Origin of the sequence: Mycolicibacterium arabiense (genome assembly GCF_010731815.2) — a bacterium.
Classification (GTDB): Bacteria; Actinomycetota; Actinomycetes; order Mycobacteriales; family Mycobacteriaceae; genus Mycobacterium; species Mycobacterium arabiense.
In genome coordinates this window covers 1,342,687-1,359,028 of sequence record NZ_AP022593.1, presented here as the reverse complement: position 1 = coordinate 1,359,028, position 16,342 = coordinate 1,342,687, and the positions used below count along the sequence as shown (strand labels likewise).

The window sequence follows — 16,342 nt, the reverse complement described above, 5'->3', positions numbered from 1 at the left end:
CGCATTGGTGTGCGTCCCTCGCGGTCGTCGGCCATTGCGGGGAGTCTACAAGTCCGCGAGCCCGGCGAGGCCCGAAAATCAGAACATGTTCTAGTTGCCAGGTGAGCGCGGTGCGGCCGCGCAAGTACGCTGGTCGGTTGTGTCTGCGCCAACTGGAGAACACCGAGGTCCGTCGCCGGACTCGCACCGACGTCCGACGCTGTGGGCGGTGAGCGACCTGCACATCGGGCACACGGGCAACAAGCCGGTGACCGAGTCGCTGTACCCGGCGTCGCCGGACGACTGGCTGATCGTGGCCGGGGACGTCGCGGAGCGCACCGACGACATCCGCTGGTCGCTGGATCTGCTGCGGAAGCGGTTCGCCAAGGTGATCTGGGTGCCCGGCAACCACGAGTTGTGGACCACCCAGAAGGACCCGATGCAGATCTTCGGGAAGGCGCGCTACGACTACCTCGTCGACATGTGCGACCAGATGGGCATCGTCACCCCCGAACACCCGTTCCCCGTGTGGACCGAGGGGGGCGGCCCGGCGACGATCGTGCCGCTGTTCCTGCTCTACGACTACTCGTTCCTGCCAGAGGGCACGGCGACCAAGGCAGAGGGACTGGCCGTGGCCCGGGAACGCAACGTCGTCGGCACCGACGAGTTCCTGCTGTCGGCCGAGCCCTACGCCACCCGCGACGCGTGGTGCCGCGACCGGGTGGCGACCTCGCGCAAGAAGCTCGAGGACCTGGACTGGATGACGCCCACCATTCTGGTCAACCACTTCCCGATGGTCCGCGAACCCTGCGACGCCATGTTCTACCCGGAGTTCGCGATGTGGTGCGGGACGACCGCGACCGCGGACTGGCACACCCGCTACAACGCCATCTGCTCGGTGTACGGCCACCTGCACATCCCGCGCACGACCTGGTATGACGGTGTGCGCTTCGAAGAGGTCTCGGTGGGCTACCCGCGAGAGTGGCGGCGCCGCAAGCCCTATCGCTGGCTGCGGCAGATCCTGCCCGATCCGAAGTACCCGCCCGGGTACCTCAACGACTTTGGCGGCCACTTCGAGATCACCCCGGAGATGCGGGCGAATGCGCAGAAGATGGAGCAGAGGATTCGAGAGCGGCGGGACCGATGAGCGCTTGCGCGAAGAGGAGACAGCACCGATGAGCGCTTGCGCGAAGAGGAGACAGCACCGATGAGCGCAACCCTGCTGTCCGGTGTGCTGACCCCGCGCGTCGTCGCCGCCGAGCTGTACGCCGATCCCGACGACATCGCTCCGCTGCCCGAGGAGGAGCCGCTGATCGCGCGGTCGGTCGCCAAGCGGCGCAACGAATTCGTGACCGTGCGGTACTGCGCACGGCAGGCACTCGGTGAACTGGGCGTCGGTCCGGTCCCGATCCTCAAGGGGGACAAGGGCGAACCCTGCTGGCCGGAGGGCGTGGTGGGCAGTCTGACGCACTGCGAGGGCTTCCGAGGTGCCGTCGTCGGGTGGTCGTCCGACGTCCGGTCGGTCGGCATCGACGCCGAGCCGCACGACGTGTTGCCCAAGGGGGTGCTCGACGCGATCAGCCTGCCCGAGGAGCGTGCTCGGCTGGGGGCGCTGCCCGGCGACCTGCACTGGGATCGAATCCTGTTCTGCGCGAAGGAGGCCACGTACAAGACGTGGTTCCCGCTGACGCACCGCTGGCTGGGGTTCGAGGACGCGCGCATCTCGTTCGAGGTCGACGGCTCCGGTACCGCGGGAACGTTCGTGTCGCGGGTCCTGATCGATCCCGCCGCGGAGCACGGGCCACCGCTGGAGGTGCTGCGCGGTCGGTGGTCGGTGCGCGACGGGCTGGCGTTGACGGCAATCGTCCTGTGAGCGCACCGGCGGGCAGGAGCGTAGCGACCGGGGAGGCGGCACCTGCCCCTGGCATCGTGGTCGTGGACAAGTCGGCTGGCATGACCAGTCACGACGTCGTCGGCCGGTGCAGGCGGCTGTTCGGCACGCGCAAGGTGGGTCACGCCGGGACGCTGGATCCGATGGCCACCGGCGTGCTGGTGGTGGGCATCGAGCGGGCGACGAAGATCCTCGGGTTGCTCACGGCCACGGACAAGTCGTACGCGGCCACCATCCGGCTCGGGCAGTCGACGTCGACCGAGGATGCCGAAGGCGAACTGCTGCAGACGATTCCGGCCGGTCACCTGACCGACGAAGCCATCCACGCTGCGGTGGCCCCGCTGCGCGGCGAGATCGATCAGGTGCCGTCGGCGGTCAGCGCGATCAAGGTGGGCGGTGAACGCGCCTACAAGCTGGCGCGTGAGGGGCGATCGGTGGAGCTGGCCGCGCGACGGGTCCGGATCGACCGCTTCGACGTGCTGGCCGTGCGGCGCGACGGCGAGGTGGTCGACGTCGACTTCGAGGTCGACTGCTCGTCGGGTACCTACATCCGGGCGCTGGCCCGCGACGTCGGCGAAGCGCTGCGCGTCGGGGGTCACCTGACCGCGTTGCGCAGGACCCGGGTCGGCGGATTCGGCCTCGACCGCGCGCGGACACTCGACGAGCTGGCCGACGCGCCACGGTTGAGCATGACGCTGGACGAGGCGTGCCTTCGGTCGTTCCCACGCCGCGAACTCCTCGCCGAGGAAGCGGAGTCCGCGCGGCACGGTCGGGCTCTAGCGGCAGCGGGGATCGAGGGGATCTACGCCGCGACCGCACCCGACGGCGACGTCGTCGCCCTACTGACCGACGAGGGCGCCCGCACGAAGTCGGTGGTCGTCGTCCGGCCCGCGACGCTGTAGGTCGCGAGGCCGATCAGTCAGGACGCGTAGAGCTCTTCGAACTTCTTGATCGACCGTTCGATGTCGCCCTTCACGGCGCGCGAGGCGGCCATGCCCACGGGACCGAACAGCGGCGCACCGCCGAGGTCGATCTTCACGCTGAACGAACACCCCTCCTTGGCCGGCGAGACCTGCAACGCCAGCTTGTACTTGGTGCCGCCGACCCCGTCGCCGGTGATCTCGAGCAGTCGCGGCGGGTCGACCTTCTGGATGGTCCAGGTGACGCGGTTGCGGAAGCCCTTGGCGCCGGCGACGCCGACCACCTTGGTGCCGACCTCGAGTTCCTCGGGGAGATCGGAGCGCCACCCCTGGTGCATGCTGAGCCAGTCACCCATCCCGGACAGATCGGACGCGTGGTTCCAGGCATCCTCGGGGGACAGCGCCAACTTCCGGGACAGCTCGACTTTCGCCATTCGCAGGATGGTAATCGGCGGGCACCCACTTACCTGCCGCTTGGGCGGTAACCTTGCGGGTGAGCACCCGCATCGGGGGAGGTGAGTCATGGTCAGCACACGCGACCGGGCCGACACTCCCGTGGCACGACGGACGCAGGCGCAGCGCAGCGCCGCGATGCGGCAGCGCCTACTGGACGCCACCGTCGAGTGCCTGGTGACCTACGGCTACGCAGGCACCACCACCCATCGCGTCGCCGAGCTGGCCGGCGTCACCCGCGGTGCGCAGATCCACCACTTCCGGGCCAAGGAAGACCTCGTGATCGCCGCCATCGAGCATCTGGCCGAGCAACGCGCCCGTGCGGTGGTCCGCGAATTGAGTCGTCTCCACGAGAGTCCCGATCCCGCGGCCACGGTCCTCGAGTTTCTGTGGGAGGCCCATCAGGGCCCGTTCTTCGTTGCGACGCTTGAACTTTGGATAGCCGGCCGCACCGATCCGGTGCTCGCCGGGCACGTCCAGCGCGTCGAACCGGTCGTCAACGGCGCGATGTTCGCCGCGATCGACTCGCTGCTGCCCGATCGTTCGGACGACAAGGAACTTCGCTACGTCCTCTACACGGCGATGGATGCCCTGCGTGGAATCCTCGTCGCGGGGTTCGTCGACGACGACCCCGGTCGCGCGCGTCGGCGCTGGAACCGGGCCTGTTCGAAGCTGAACGAAGATTTGCGGAAGGCCTTGGCGCAGGAGGGCATGGCGTCTGCCTGACGGATCCGCAAATTATTTGCCTATCCGTTGCTTGGATACCAGTCTGAATGTATGTTTCTACGCAGCGGTACAGCCGAGTGCACGCTTGCCGAAAGCGTTTAGCGGCGAGGGGTCGGCAAGCGTGCACCTCGGGCCGGGGTGGATCCAGGCCGGTCGCGCTGCCGCGTCGCTCAGCCGACCACCCAGATCGCCTCGGCGGCTGGGTTGCCGAGGTCGACGGTGGTCGAGGGGACATCCGAGCCGGTCGGCGACTCGATCGCAACCGAGATCATGCCCGCGAAGTCCCGCCTGGCTACGACCTTGAGCCGGGAGTCCAAGCTGATGCCGACGCTGTCGAAGTAGCGCAGCATCTCCGGATCGGCGTCCGAGATGCGCGCGACGGTGCCCGCGTCGCCGTCGATGCACACCGAGAGCTGCCGAGCCGGCGGCGTCGGCACCCTGCCGTCGGCGGCCGGGATGGGGTCGCCGTGCGGATCGCGGGTCGGGTAGCCGAGCTTGGCGTCGATGCGATCGAGCATGCGGTCGGACACGGCGTGCTCGAGCACCTCGGCCTCGTCGTGCACCTCGTCCCAGCCGTAGCCGAGTTCGTTGACCAGGAAGGTCTCCATAAGCCGGTGCCTGCGCACCATGGCCAGCGCCGCGTTGCGACCCGCATCGGTGAGCGTCACGGCCCCGTACTTCTCGTGGTCGACGAGACCCTGATCGGCCAGCTTGCGGATGGACTCCGACGCGGTGCTGGCCGACACCCCGATGCGTTCGGCCAGCATCTTGGTGCTGACCTTCTCGTGCGACCACTCCTGCGCCGTCCAGATGACTTTCAGGTAGTCCTGAGCCACCGACGACAGGTCGCGGGGGTTACCTTCGGGGCTCACACCGGAGAAGTTTAGGCAATCATCGCCTCAACTGGGGATCCAGCGACCCCGCCGGAGCGTCCGCGCCGTAGGCTGACGGTGTGCAGCGCTGGCGGGGGCAGGACGAGATCCCCACGGACTGGGGAAGATGCGTCGTCACCATCGGCGTGTTCGATGGTGTGCACCGCGGACACGCCGAGTTGATCAATCACGCGGTCAAGGCCGGACGCTCCCGTGGCATCCCCACGGTCCTGATGACGTTCGACCCGCACCCCATGGAGGTCGTGTTCCCGGGTAGCCACCCCGCGCAGCTGACGACGCTGACGCGGCGCGCCGAACTCGTCGAGGAACTCGGCATCGACGTCTTCCTCGTCATGCCCTTCACCACCGACTTCATGAAGCTCACGCCCGAGCGCTACATCCACGAACTGCTCGTCGAACGGCTGCACGTCGTCGAGGTCGTCGTGGGGGAGAACTTCACGTTCGGCAAGAAGGCTGCGGGCAACGTCGCCATGCTGCGCAAGGCGGGCGAACGGTTCGGCTTCGCGGTGGAGAGCATGGACCTCGTCTCCGAGGCCAGGGAGCGCAACGAGACGGTCACGTTCTCCTCGACCTACATCCGGTCGTGTGTCGACGCGGGCGACATGAGTGCCGCGACCGAGGCGCTGGGCCGGCCGCACCGGGTCGAGGGCGTGGTAGTGCGCGGCGACGGGCGCGGCCGGGTCCTGGGCTTCCCGACCGCGAACGTGGCCCCACCGATGTACTCGGCGATCCCCGCCGACGGCGTGTACGCAGCGTGGTTCACGCTGCTGGGGCACGGCCCCGGGGTGGGGACGGTGATCCCCGGCGAGCGCTATCAGGCCGCGGTGTCGGTGGGGACCAACCCGACGTTCTCGGGCCGCACGCGCACGGTGGAGGCCTTCGTCCTCGACACCGAAGCCGACCTCTACGGCCAGCACGTGGCCGTCGACTTCGTCGCACGGGTGCGCGGCCAGGAGAAGTTCGACTCGGTGGCCGAACTCATCACCGCGATGGAGGGCGACACCGAACGCGCCCGCTCGATCCTGCGCGAGACCTTCTGACCGCTGAGCAGCGATTCGTCGCCTGCGCCTGCGCTGAGCTAGACTTCCCGGCGACCCAGCGCGTGCTGCAGTTCGCGGCGGCCGCGCTCACGTAGTTCCTCGCGGACTGAAACAGATGGAGTCACCATGTCCTTGACTGCTGAGCAGAAGAAGGAAATCCTCGGCCAGTACGGCCTGCACGAGACCGACACCGGTTCGCCGGAGGCTCAGGTCGCCCTGCTCACCAAGCGGATCTCCGACCTCACCGAGCACCTCAAGATGCACAAGCACGACCACCACTCGCGTCGCGGTCTGCTGCTGCTCGTCGGCCGTCGCCGCCGGCTGCTGAAGTACGTGGCCCAGGTCGACGTCGCCCGCTACCGCTCGCTGATCGAGCGCCTGGGCCTGCGCCGCTGACGCACGTGCGCATCCGCGCTCACCTCCTCGCAGTCGCTGCGGGCCTGCTGGTCGCCGGTACCACCGGCTGTTCATCGGCGGCCGCAGCGGACATGCAGGTGGGCGACTGCCTCAAGGTCGGGGGACCGCCCGACCGCCCGGAGGCCAGCAAGGTCGACTGCGGGAGCACCGCGTCCAACTTCAAGGTGGTCGAGACCGTCGAGAACACCGACGGATGCCCCACCGACGTCGATTCCTACTACTCGACGAAGTCGTCGTTCAGCGGAACCGGCAACACGATCTGCATGGACATCGACTGGGTGGTCGGCGGTTGCATGAGCATCGACCCCGAGAACGCCACCGATCCGTTCCGCGTCGACTGCAACGACGAGTCCGCACCGCATCGTCAGCGCGCGACGCAGATCCTGGACGGCGTGGCCAACGTCGATCAGTGCAGCACCGGGGTGGGTTACCCGTACGACGAACGCCAGTTCACGGTGTGCGTCGAGGACGTGGCCTGACCCCTCGCCGCCGCGGGGTCGGCTCCATGCCGCCATGTAGCATGAAAGATGTTTTGAGCCGTGTCGGCTCGAACGATCGGTGCGATTCGCGCAGAACCGCGCGATGAGTCCCAGTGCGTCACCGCCCGCGCCCGAACTCGAATGGGCGGTCTTCGGTAGTGGCTGCCGGATCTCGATCCGGCCGCTTCGATCGACGGCCGTCAGGATTTGCCGGGTGCCCGCGAGTGACGTCGCGAAACAGACGAACACGAGAATTAAAGAGGTCAGACACGTATGTCTGCAGTAGAGATTGAAGACGGCGTCTTCGAAGCCACCGCCGTCATCGACAACGGAAGCTTCGGCTCCCGCACCATCCGCTTCGAGACCGGCCGGTTGGCCAAGCAGGCCGCAGGCGCGGTCGTCGCCTACCTGGACGACGAGACCATGCTCTTGTCGGCCACCACGGCCAGCAAGACCCCGAAGGACCACTTCGACTTCTTCCCGCTGACGATCGACGTGGAAGAGCGCATGTACGCCGCGGGACGCATCCCCGGCTCGTTCTTCCGTCGCGAGGGCCGTCCCTCCACCGACGCGATCCTCACCTGCCGCCTGATCGACCGGCCGCTGCGGCCGACGTTCGTGTCGGGTCTGCGCAACGAGATCCAGGTCGTCGTCACCGTGCTGAGCCTGGAGCCCAAGGACCTGTACGACGTGCTGGCGATCAACGCCGCATCGGCGTCGACGCAGATCTCGGGTCTGCCGTTCTCCGGCCCCGTCGGCGGCGTGCGCGTGGCGCTCATCGACGGCCAGTGGGTCGCTTTCCCCACCGTCGAGCAGCTCGAGGGTGCCGTGTTCGACATGGTCGTCGCGGGTCGCAAGACCGAAGACGACGTTGCCATCATGATGGTCGAGGCCGAGGCCACCGACCGGGTCATCGAACTCGTCGCCGGTGGCGCGGGCGCCCCGACCGAGGCCGTCGTGGCCGAGGGCCTCGAGGCCGCCAAGCCGTTCATCGCCGCGCTGTGCACCGCGCAGCAGGAGCTTTACGAGGCCGCAGGCAAGGAGACGGCCGACTACCCGCTGTTCCCCGACTACCAGGACGACGTGTTCTACGCCGTGTCCTCAGTGGCGACCGACGCGCTGTCCGAGGCGCTCACCATCGCGGGCAAGGAAGAGCGCAACGCGCGCACCGACGAGATCAAGGTCGAGGTGCTCGAGCGCCTCGCCGAGACCTACGCGGGTCGCGAGAAGGAGATCGGCGCGGCGTACCGCTCGCTGACCAAGAAGCTCGTCCGCCAGCGCATCCTGACCGACCACTTCCGCATCGACGGTCGCGGCATCACCGACATCCGCGCCCTCTCCGCAGAGGTCGCCGTCATCCCGCGTGCGCACGGCAGTGCACTGTTCGAGCGCGGCGAGACCCAGATCATGGGCGTCACCACGCTGGACATGGTGAAGATGGCGCAGCAGATCGACTCGCTCGGACCCGAGACGAGCAAGCGCTACATGCACCACTACAACTTCCCGCCGTTCTCGACCGGTGAGACCGGACGGGTCGGCTCGCCCAAGCGTCGCGAGATCGGCCACGGAGCGCTCGCGGAGCGCGCCCTGATGCCGGTGCTGCCGAGCGTCGAGGAGTTCCCCTACGCGATCCGTCAGGTGTCGGAGGCGCTGAGTTCCAACGGCTCGACGTCGATGGGCTCGGTCTGTGCCTCCACCCTGTCGCTGCTGAACGCCGGCGTGCCGCTGAAGGCGCCGGTCGCAGGCATCGCGATGGGCCTGGTGTCCGATGACGTCGAGGTCGAGGGCGGCGGCACCGAGCGTCGCTTCGTGACGCTGACCGACATCCTCGGCGCCGAGGATGCCTTCGGCGACATGGACTTCAAGTGCGCAGGCACCAAGGACTTCGTCACCGCGCTGCAGCTGGACACCAAGCTCGACGGCATTCCGTCGCAGGTGCTGGCGGGTGCGCTGGCCCAGGCCAAGGACGCCCGGATCACCATCCTCGAGGTCATGGCCGAGGCCATCGACGAGCCCGACGAGATGAGCCCGTACGCACCGCGGATCACGACGATCAAGGTGCCGGTCGACAAGATCGGCGAGGTCATCGGCCCCAAGGGCAAGATGATCAACTCGATCACCGAGGAGACCGGCGCGTCGATCTCCATCGAGGACGACGGCACGGTGTTCGTCGGCGCCTCCAACGGCGAAGCGGCACAGGCGGCGATCGACAAGATCAACGCCATCGCCAACCCGCAGCTGCCCAAGGTCGGCGAGCGGTTCCTCGGAACCGTGGTCAAGACCACCGACTTCGGTGCGTTCGTCTCGCTGCTCCCGGGCCGCGATGGACTGGTGCACATCTCGAAGCTGGGCCGTGGCAAGCGCATCGCGAAGGTCGAGGACGTGGCGAAGGTCGGTGACAAGCTCCGCGTGGAGATCGCCGACATCGACAACCGCGGCAAGATCTCGCTGGTGCTGGTGGCCGAGGAAGCCGCTGCCGAGGCAGCAGCACCCGACGCCGCCGGCAACGGTTCGGCTCCTGATGCGGCGGCAGCGCCTGCAGATGCCGCGACCGCGGACAGCTGACTCGGTACGGCGCACAACCCTCCCCGGAGGGTTGCGCGTCGTCACGGAGTACATCCCGTCGGTGCACTCGGCGTCGGTCGGCCTGTGGGTCGGCGTCGGGTCCCGAGACGAGGGGCCGAGCGTGGCGGGCGCCGCCCACTTCCTCGAGCACCTGCTGTTCAAGTCGACGCCGACCCGGTCGGCCGTCGAGATCGCCCAGGCCGTCGATGCCGTCGGCGGTGAGCTGAACGCGTTCACCGCGCGTGAGCAGACCTGCTACTACGCGCACGTCATCGACTCCGACCTCGAACTCGCCGTCGACCTCGTCGCCGACGTCGTGTTGCGGGGCCGGTGCGCCGTCGACGACGTCGAGGTCGAACGCGACGTGGTGCTCGAAGAGATCGCGATGCGCGACGACGACCCCGAGGACACCCTCGGCGACGTCTTCCTGTCGGCGATGTTCGGGACGCACCCGTTGGGTCGTCCGGTGATCGGCAGCGTCGGCTCCATCGAGGGAATGACGCGCGCACAGCTGCACTCGTTCCACCTCCGCCGGTACACCCCGGAGCGGATGGTGCTGGCGGTGGCGGGCAACATCGATCACGATCAGGTGATCAGGTTGGCGCGCAAGTACTTCGACGGCCATCTGGTCGACGGCAAGGAACCGGTCGCGCCCCGCAAGGGGACCGGCCGGGTTGGGGGAGACCCCACCTTGGCGCTGGTGAACCGCGATACCGAACAGACGCACATGTTCCTCGGCGTGCGGACGCCGGGCAGGCACTGGGAACACCGGTGGGCGCTGTCGGTGCTCAACTGCGCACTGGGCGGTGGCCTGAGTTCGCGTCTCTTCCAACAGATTCGGGAGACGCGCGGGCTGGCGTACTCGGTGTACTCGACGGTCGACACGTTCTCCGACGCCGGCGCGCTGTCGGTGTACGCCGCGTGCCTGCCCGACCGGTTCGACGAAGTGGTCCGCGTGACGATGGACGTGCTGGAGGGGGTCGCCCGCGACGGGCTGACCGAGGCCGAGTGCAAGATCGCCAAGGGGTCACTGCGCGGTGGGCTGGTGCTGGGCCTGGAGGACTCCGCGTCGCGGATGCACCGTCTGGGTCGCAGCGAGCTGAACTACGCCGGGCACCGGACCATCGCCGAGACCCTCGACCTGATCGAGGCCGTCAGCGTCGATCAGGTGAATCACATTGCGCGGCAATTGCTCGAGCGTCCGTTCGGCGCAGCGGTTCTCGGCCCGCACCGGAGCAAGCGGTCGCTGCCCAAGCCGCTGCGGGCGCTGGCGACCTGATGCGCAGACGCAGCCTCCTGATCGGCGGGGGTGCGCTCGCCGTGTTGGCGGCGTGCTCGCAGAAGGCTCCCGCCGCGCCCGCGCCCGCTCCACCCGGGCCGTCGATCGAGGACCGCATCGGGGCGCTGGAACGCCAGTACGGTGCGTTCGCCGGCGTCTACGCCGAGAACCTCGACAACGGCCGGTCGGTGGCGCACCGCGCCGACGACGCGTTCGCGATGTGCTCGACGTTCAAGGCGTACGCCGCGGCCCGCGTCCTCCAGAAGGCGGCTCGAGGTGAGCTGAACCTGACCGACGCCGTCACCATCGAGGCGTCCGACATCCTGCCGAACTCGCCGATCACCGAGACGCGGGTCGGGCGCAACATCACCATCGAAGAGCTGTGCGTCGCCGCGGTGCAACGCAGCGACAACGCCGCCGCCAACTGGCTGCTCCGGGTGATCGGCGGCCCGTCGCGCATCACCGACTTCGCCCGCAGCATCGGTGACGACCGGTCGCGCCTGGATCGCTGGGAGATCGAGCTGAACTCCGCGGTGCCGGGCGACCCGCGTGACACCAGCACCCCACGCGCACTCGGTGGCGGCTTCCGCAGCCTGCTCGTCGGCGATGCCCTCGGGGAGGCGGAACGCCGTCGGCTCGACGACTGGATGCGCGCCAACCAGACGTCGAGCATGCGTGCGGGTCTACCGCAGGGCTGGGCCACCGCCGACAAGACGGGCAGCGGCGACTACGCCACCACCAACGACGTCGGCATCGCCTACGGGCCCGATGGACAACGGCTGCTGCTGGCGTTCATGACGCGGACGCAGTCCAACGATCCGGACGCGCCCACGCTGCGACCGATGGTCGGCGAACTGGCGGCACTGGTGGTGCCGCACCTGACCGCCGCGGGTTAACGCAGCCGCAGCGAGTCGTCGCGGCGGAGGACGAAGAAGTACGGGTTGCGCAGTCCGCGCAGGTCCATCGCGCCGATCACGGTCTCGTCGTCGAGGCGCCGGAACACGTCGTTGATCGGCAACTGGTCGTACACCATGGTTGCGGTGTCGACGCCGCGGTAGCGCGTCGTGCGCAGCCGGGCCTTGGGCGACGACGTGCCGAGCACCGGCCTGAGTGCCGAGATGACCCCGGTGAAGTTTCGGTTCTTCAGCGCGGGGATCTTGGTCGCGACGCCCATGCCGCCGAACGCCAGCATCGGGTTGAGCGCCCATAGCGCCGCACCGTCGGCGGTCGGGAACAGCAGTGGGTGCACGGTCTCGCCGTCGACGAACTGCTTGCCCCACCATCCGCTGGCAGCCAGGAGTCCGTCGAGCGGGTGGCCGGTCGGCATCTCGGCGCCGTGCCAGGTGCCGATCATGAAATCCGGCTCGACGGCGGGGGCGGCGTCGAAGATCGCAAGGGCGTCGACGGTGGTGGTCGGTGCATCGGGCAGCACGTCGGCGAGGATCATGGGGTTCACGATACTTGACGGGTGTCAAGAATGGTCATCGCCCGGCCGGTGCCCGAAGGCGCCGACCGGGCGAGGGGGAGGAAGGTTCTAGGCCAGCACGTCGGCTGGGTCGGTGAAGGGCAGCTCGAGGTCGGAGGCCACCTGCTCGGACAGCAGTGCACCTTCGTGCGTCGAAAGGCCCTTGGCCAGTGCGGGATCGGCCTTGCACGCGGCCTGCCAGCCCTGGTCGGCGAGCTTGAGGACGTAGGGCATCGTCGCGTTGGTGAGCGCGAAGGTCGAGGTCCGCGGAACGGCCCCTGGCATGTTGGCCACGCAGTAGAACACCGTGTCGTGCACGGTGAACGTGGGATCGTCGTGCGTGGTGGGGCGGGAGTCCTCGAAGCAGCCACCCTGGTCGATCGCGATGTCCACCAGGACCGCGCCCGACTTCATCTGCGCGACAGTGGAATTGGTGACCAGCTTGGGTGCCTTGGCGCCGGGCACCAGCACCGCGCCGATCACCAGGTCGGCCTGCTTGACGGCGTCCTCGAGGTCGAGCGTCGACGAGTAGCGGGTCTCGATGGCTCCGCCGTACTCGGCGTCGATCTTCCGCAGAATGTTGACGTTCAGGTCGAACACGGTGACGTGCGCGCCCATGCCCCAGGCCACGGCGGCGGCGTTGTCGCCGGCCATTCCGCCGCCGATCACCACGACCTTGGCCGGGGCGACACCGGGGACGCCGCCCATCAGCACGCCGCGGCCACCCTGGGTGCGCATCAGGTGGTACGCGCCGACCTGCGCGGACAGCCGGCCTGCGACCTCGCTCATGGGTGCCAGCAGCGGCAGCGCGCGGTCGGCGGTCTGCACGGTCTCGTAGGCGATGGACGTGGTGCCCGATGCCAGGAGGGCGTCGGTGCACGGCCGCGAGGCCGCGAGGTGCAGGTACGTGAAGAGGGTCTGGCCCTTGCGCATCCGGCCGTACTCGGCCTCGATCGGCTCCTTGACCTTGAGCAGCAGGTCGGCCTCGGCCCACACCTGGTCGGCGGTGGCGATCAGCTGGGCGCCGGCCGCCTTGAAGTCCTGATCGGAGATCGCCGAGCCTTCGCCCGCGCCTGCCTGGACCAGGACGTCGTGGCCGCGGTGGGTCAGCTCGGCGACACCGGACGGCGTGATGGCGACGCGGTACTCGTTGTTCTTGATCTCGGCGGGGATCCCGACGCGCATTTCTGCTCCTCGATTGGCGATGCGTTCTTCGTAAATTGTGAAGAAACGTCGGAAACAACACAATGGGGATGACTGATCTTCGCTAAATTGGTCACATGACGCCACGATCGTCGGATCTGCTGCCTGATGCGCCAGCCGCTCCGAAGAATGTTCGGCCCGTCGGCCTCGACGACGTCGACCGTCGGATCCTCACCGCACTGCATGCCGACGCCCGGATGTCGAACAGTGCCCTGGCCGACCTCGTGGGCATCGCCGCGTCGACGTGCCATGGACGGGTCCGCCGCCTGCAGGAGATGGGCGTGATCCGCGGGTTCTACGCCGACATCGACCCGGCGGCCATCGGCCTGTCGCTGCAGGCGATGATCTCGGTGAGCCTGCAGTCGAGCGCCCGCGGGAAGATCGACCAGTTCATCCAGAACATCCGTCGACGGCCACAGGTGATGGACGTCTACTTCCTGGCCGGCAACGACGACTTCATCCTCCACGTCGCGGCGCGCGACACCGACGACCTCCGCTCGTTCGTGGTGCAGTACCTGAACGCCGACGCGGACGTGGCGGGGACCCAAACGTCGCTGATCTTCGAGCATCTACGTGGGGCGTCACCGCTGTGAGTGCCACGGTGGGGCAGCGATGAGCCTCGACGACGACCTCGACGATCTGTATGGCGTTGCGCCCGAGGAGTTCACGGCCAGACGCAAGGAGCTGGCGGCGGCAGCCAAGAAGCGCGGCGATGCCGACGACGCCAAGGCGATCGCTGCGGCCCGCAAGCCGACGGCCGCGGCGTGGGTGGTGAACCAGCTCGTCAGGGCCGACCCGAGTGCACCGACGCGGTTGTCCGACCTCAGCGAGGGCCTGCGCGCAGCGCATGCCGAGATGGATGGGCAGCGCATCCGGGAACTCACGACCGCGCAGCGCAAGCTGGTTCACGAACTCGTCCGCAGCGCCTTCGAGGCGGCGGACCTCGCCGACCCGTCGGCTGCCATGCGGGACGACGTCACCAACACGCTGCAGGCGGCGATTGCGGACCCGGAGGTGGCCGAGAGGCTGGGTCGGCTGGCCAAGGCCGAACAGTTCTCCGGGTTCGGTGACTTCGGCGGCTTCGCGGCGGGTGTGCCGGAGGCTGCGGCTCAGAAGGCTCCGAAGTCGTCGCCTGAGAAGGCGGCGCCTGCGAAGTCGTCGCCTTCCAAGGCGGCACCGGCGGCGTCGCGCACGAAACCGAAACCCGCACCGCCCAAGCCGAACCCCGCTGAGGTTCGGGCTGCGCGGCGAACGAGGGACAAAGCGGCCAAGGAGGCCAAGGCCGCCGAGGCCGCCAGCGCGAAGGCCGCCGCCGCGGTCGACGACGTCAAGGCCACGCTGGCGAGCGCGCGCCGCCGCTACGAGAAGCTGCTCGAGTCCCTGCATGCCGCCGAGCGCGAGGTGGACGCCGCCGACGAGGAACTCAAGGCAGCGCAGCGCTCGGCCGGAGAAGCCGCGGAGCGCGTGGAGGCAGCCGACACCGCCCTCGCCGAGGCCGAGCAGGCGCTGGCGATGCTCGAAGGCGACTGACCGCTAGACGGGGTCGTCGTCTTCGTCGGGTGGGCGGAGGAGTCGTTCGGGGTGGTGGAGGTCGTTGATGCGGGCTTGGCCGGTGTCCAGTTGCGGTGGTGGGATCCATTCGGTCTTGCCGTCGCTGCGTTTGCGGGTTGTCCAGCCGGGGGTGTCGATCATCCGGTTGTCGGGTCCGCAGGCGAAGGACAGGTCGTCGACGTTGGTCTGGCCGTCGTGCTTCCAGTCCGCGACCGCGTGATGCACTTGGGAGTGGTAGCCGTCGACGGTGCACCCCGGTCGGGTGCACCCGCGGTCACGGGCATGCAAGACGATGCGTTGGGCGGGGTTGGCGCACCGTCGGGTCCGACCCAGGTGTAGCGCTTGGCCGGTGTGTCCGTCGAACACCGCGAGGTAGTGATGGGCGTGGGCGGCCATGCGGATCAGATCGGGCATCGGCAACAGGCTGCCGCCGGCGGTGACCGCGGGACGACCCGCTGCGGATTCCAAGTCCTGCAGGGTGGTGGACACGATCACCGTGACGGGCAGGCCGTTGAGCTGACCCAGCTTTCCCGAGCACAGCACCATCCGGCCCATCGCCAGCAGGGCGTCGTGATTGCGCTGCGCCGGAGTGCGGGTATCGCGTTCGACGGTCTCTTCCTCGGGGTCGCCCTCGATGGTGGGTGCCTCGTCGTCGGGGTTGCACATCCCCGGTGCCGCCAGTTTCGCAAGGAGTGCTTCGAACGTCGCGCGGGCCTCTGGAGTGAGGTAGCCGCGGACGGGACTCATGCCGTCGGCCTGCTGCTTGCCGATGGTGACACCCCGGCGACGGGCGCGTTCCTCGTCGCTGAAGTTCCCGTCGGGATGCAGCAGCGCCAGCAGCAGGTCGACGGCCTTGCGCAGTCCTTCCGGCGCATGAGAGCGGGCGACCCGGACCAGGTCGGCCTCGGCGTCCTCGCGGGTCTGCAGGTCGACGTGGTCGGGCAGCGTGGCGAAGAACCCGCGGATGATCTTGACGTGTTCGGCGTTGATCGCCCCGTCGGCCTGAGCGGCCGCGGTCAGGGCCAGCACCGGGTGCAGTGGTTCACCGATCAGGGTGCGGCGCGGCCCGAGGTCCTTGGCTTCGGCCAGGCGTCGGCTGGCCTCGCCACTGCTGATCCGCAGTCGGAACGCCACCAGCTTGCTCATCGTGGTGGCGCCGTAGTCCAGCGGATTGGTCTCCGAGGCCAGGCGATTGAGGATGCGGTGTTCGGCCACGGGTAGCAGCCGCCGGACGGATTCGACGTCGTCCATGGCGGCCATCAACTCCGCGACCGAGTGGGTGTCGGTGTCGGTGTCGATCAGGTCGGCCGCCGCAGCGCGCAATGCTGCTGCCGCGTCGGCCAGACTGGGTGCCATACATCGAACATTAGTGCGAGGGTCCGACAAGAAAGGTCGGCCCGTTGCTGGTGAAACCGTTGTGACGCATGAGTTTTGGCGAATCATCGAGTGTTGGCTCGTGTCACGCGTGAAGCCGTTTCGCG

General features: G+C 68.4%; 17 protein-coding genes. 12 read left to right on the top strand and 5 right to left on the bottom strand.

The genetic code is table 11. The features are described 5' to 3' along the window. The first annotated feature begins 139 nt into the window (after window positions 1–139). The 3 genes from G6N61_RS08200 to truB all read left to right on the top strand — a co-directional run bounded on the left by G6N61_RS08200 (window position 140) and on the right by truB (window position 2,772). Entirely contained in the window at window positions 140–1,126 is a 987-nt protein-coding gene (locus G6N61_RS08200) for an ACP phosphodiesterase PptH (protein ID WP_163918075.1), read from the top strand. Between the two features lie 60 nt (window positions 1,127–1,186). Next, entirely contained in the window at window positions 1,187–1,852 is a 666-nt protein-coding gene (gene pptT / locus G6N61_RS08195) for a 4'-phosphopantetheinyl transferase PptT (RefSeq protein WP_163918074.1), read from the top strand. Window positions 1,853–1,914: 62 nt separating this feature from the next. Next, complete coding sequence (gene truB, locus G6N61_RS08190; protein WP_264077213.1) at window positions 1,915–2,772, top strand: tRNA pseudouridine(55) synthase TruB; 858 nt, start codon at window positions 1,915–1,917, stop codon at window positions 2,770–2,772. 17 nt (window positions 2,773–2,789) lie between these two features. Here truB and G6N61_RS08185 read toward each other — a convergent pair whose 3' ends face one another. Continuing rightward, window positions 2,790–3,224, bottom strand: coding sequence for a type II toxin-antitoxin system Rv0910 family toxin (locus G6N61_RS08185; protein WP_163918073.1), 435 nt, complete (start codon window positions 3,222–3,224; stop codon window positions 2,790–2,792). An 88-nt stretch (window positions 3,225–3,312) separates the two neighbouring features. On the opposite strand from G6N61_RS08185, the gene G6N61_RS08180 reads away from it, so the two are divergent. After that, window positions 3,313–3,969, top strand: a complete 657-nt coding sequence (locus G6N61_RS08180) for a TetR/AcrR family transcriptional regulator (protein ID WP_163918072.1) — start codon at window positions 3,313–3,315, stop codon at window positions 3,967–3,969. A 170-nt stretch (window positions 3,970–4,139) separates the two neighbouring features. On the opposite strand, the gene mntR is transcribed toward G6N61_RS08180, so the two are convergent. Then, the gene (mntR, locus tag G6N61_RS08175) at window positions 4,140–4,841 is read right to left on the bottom strand and encodes a manganese-binding transcriptional regulator MntR (RefSeq protein ID WP_163918071.1); all 702 of its coding nucleotides are present in this window, start codon (window positions 4,839–4,841) and stop codon (window positions 4,140–4,142) included. An 80-nt stretch (window positions 4,842–4,921) separates the two neighbouring features. On the opposite strand from mntR, the gene G6N61_RS08170 reads away from it, so the two are divergent. The 6 genes from G6N61_RS08170 to bla all read left to right on the top strand — a co-directional run bounded on the left by G6N61_RS08170 (window position 4,922) and on the right by bla (window position 11,538). Next, complete coding sequence (locus G6N61_RS08170; protein ID WP_163918070.1) at window positions 4,922–5,902, top strand: bifunctional riboflavin kinase/FAD synthetase; 981 nt, start codon at window positions 4,922–4,924, stop codon at window positions 5,900–5,902. A 126-nt stretch (window positions 5,903–6,028) separates the two neighbouring features. Next, window positions 6,029–6,298 (top strand): 30S ribosomal protein S15, encoded by a 270-nt coding sequence (gene rpsO / locus G6N61_RS08165; RefSeq protein ID WP_163918069.1) that lies wholly within the window; start codon window positions 6,029–6,031, stop codon window positions 6,296–6,298. An 11-nt stretch (window positions 6,299–6,309) separates the two neighbouring features. After that, window positions 6,310–6,798 carry an LppU family putative lipoprotein gene (gene lppU, locus G6N61_RS08160; protein WP_407666478.1) on the top strand — a complete coding sequence of 163 codons (489 nt, stop codon included), beginning with the start codon at window positions 6,310–6,312 and terminating at the stop codon, window positions 6,796–6,798. 273 nt (window positions 6,799–7,071) lie between these two features. Next, window positions 7,072–9,363 (top strand): polyribonucleotide nucleotidyltransferase, encoded by a 2,292-nt coding sequence (locus G6N61_RS08155; protein ID WP_163918068.1) that lies wholly within the window; start codon window positions 7,072–7,074, stop codon window positions 9,361–9,363. Next, window positions 9,341–10,642, top strand: a complete 1,302-nt coding sequence (locus G6N61_RS08150) for a M16 family metallopeptidase (protein WP_163924676.1) — start codon at window positions 9,341–9,343, stop codon at window positions 10,640–10,642. The genes G6N61_RS08155 and G6N61_RS08150 overlap by 23 nt, the downstream gene beginning before the upstream one ends. Next, window positions 10,642–11,538 (top strand): class A beta-lactamase, encoded by an 897-nt coding sequence (bla, locus tag G6N61_RS08145; RefSeq protein ID WP_163918067.1) that lies wholly within the window; start codon window positions 10,642–10,644, stop codon window positions 11,536–11,538. The genes G6N61_RS08150 and bla overlap by 1 nt, the downstream gene beginning before the upstream one ends. On the opposite strand, the gene G6N61_RS08140 is transcribed toward bla, so the two are convergent. Together G6N61_RS08140 and ald are read right to left on the bottom strand one after the other, a co-directional pair. Further along, window positions 11,535–12,089, bottom strand: a complete 555-nt coding sequence (locus G6N61_RS08140) for a DUF4334 domain-containing protein (RefSeq protein WP_163918066.1) — start codon at window positions 12,087–12,089, stop codon at window positions 11,535–11,537. The genes bla and G6N61_RS08140 overlap by 4 nt on opposite strands. 87 nt (window positions 12,090–12,176) lie before the next feature. Further along, a complete protein-coding gene (gene ald / locus G6N61_RS08135; RefSeq protein WP_163918065.1) occupies window positions 12,177–13,292 on the bottom strand; it encodes an alanine dehydrogenase in 1,116 nt (371 codons plus the stop codon). A 95-nt stretch (window positions 13,293–13,387) separates the two neighbouring features. Between ald and G6N61_RS08130 the strand changes: the two genes are divergently transcribed. Further along, window positions 13,388–13,903, top strand: coding sequence for an HTH-type transcriptional regulator AldR (locus G6N61_RS08130; RefSeq protein WP_163918064.1), 516 nt, complete (start codon window positions 13,388–13,390; stop codon window positions 13,901–13,903). A gap of 19 nt (window positions 13,904–13,922) precedes the next feature. Next, window positions 13,923–14,840, top strand: a complete 918-nt coding sequence (locus G6N61_RS08125) for a hypothetical protein (RefSeq protein WP_163918063.1) — start codon at window positions 13,923–13,925, stop codon at window positions 14,838–14,840. Window positions 14,841–14,843: 3 nt separating this feature from the next. Here G6N61_RS08125 and G6N61_RS08120 read toward each other — a convergent pair whose 3' ends face one another. Further along, on the bottom strand, window positions 14,844–16,217 hold the full coding sequence (locus G6N61_RS08120) for an HNH endonuclease signature motif containing protein (RefSeq protein WP_179973587.1): 1,374 nt from the start codon (window positions 16,215–16,217) through the stop codon (window positions 14,844–14,846). Window positions 16,218–16,342: the final 125 nt, after the last annotated feature.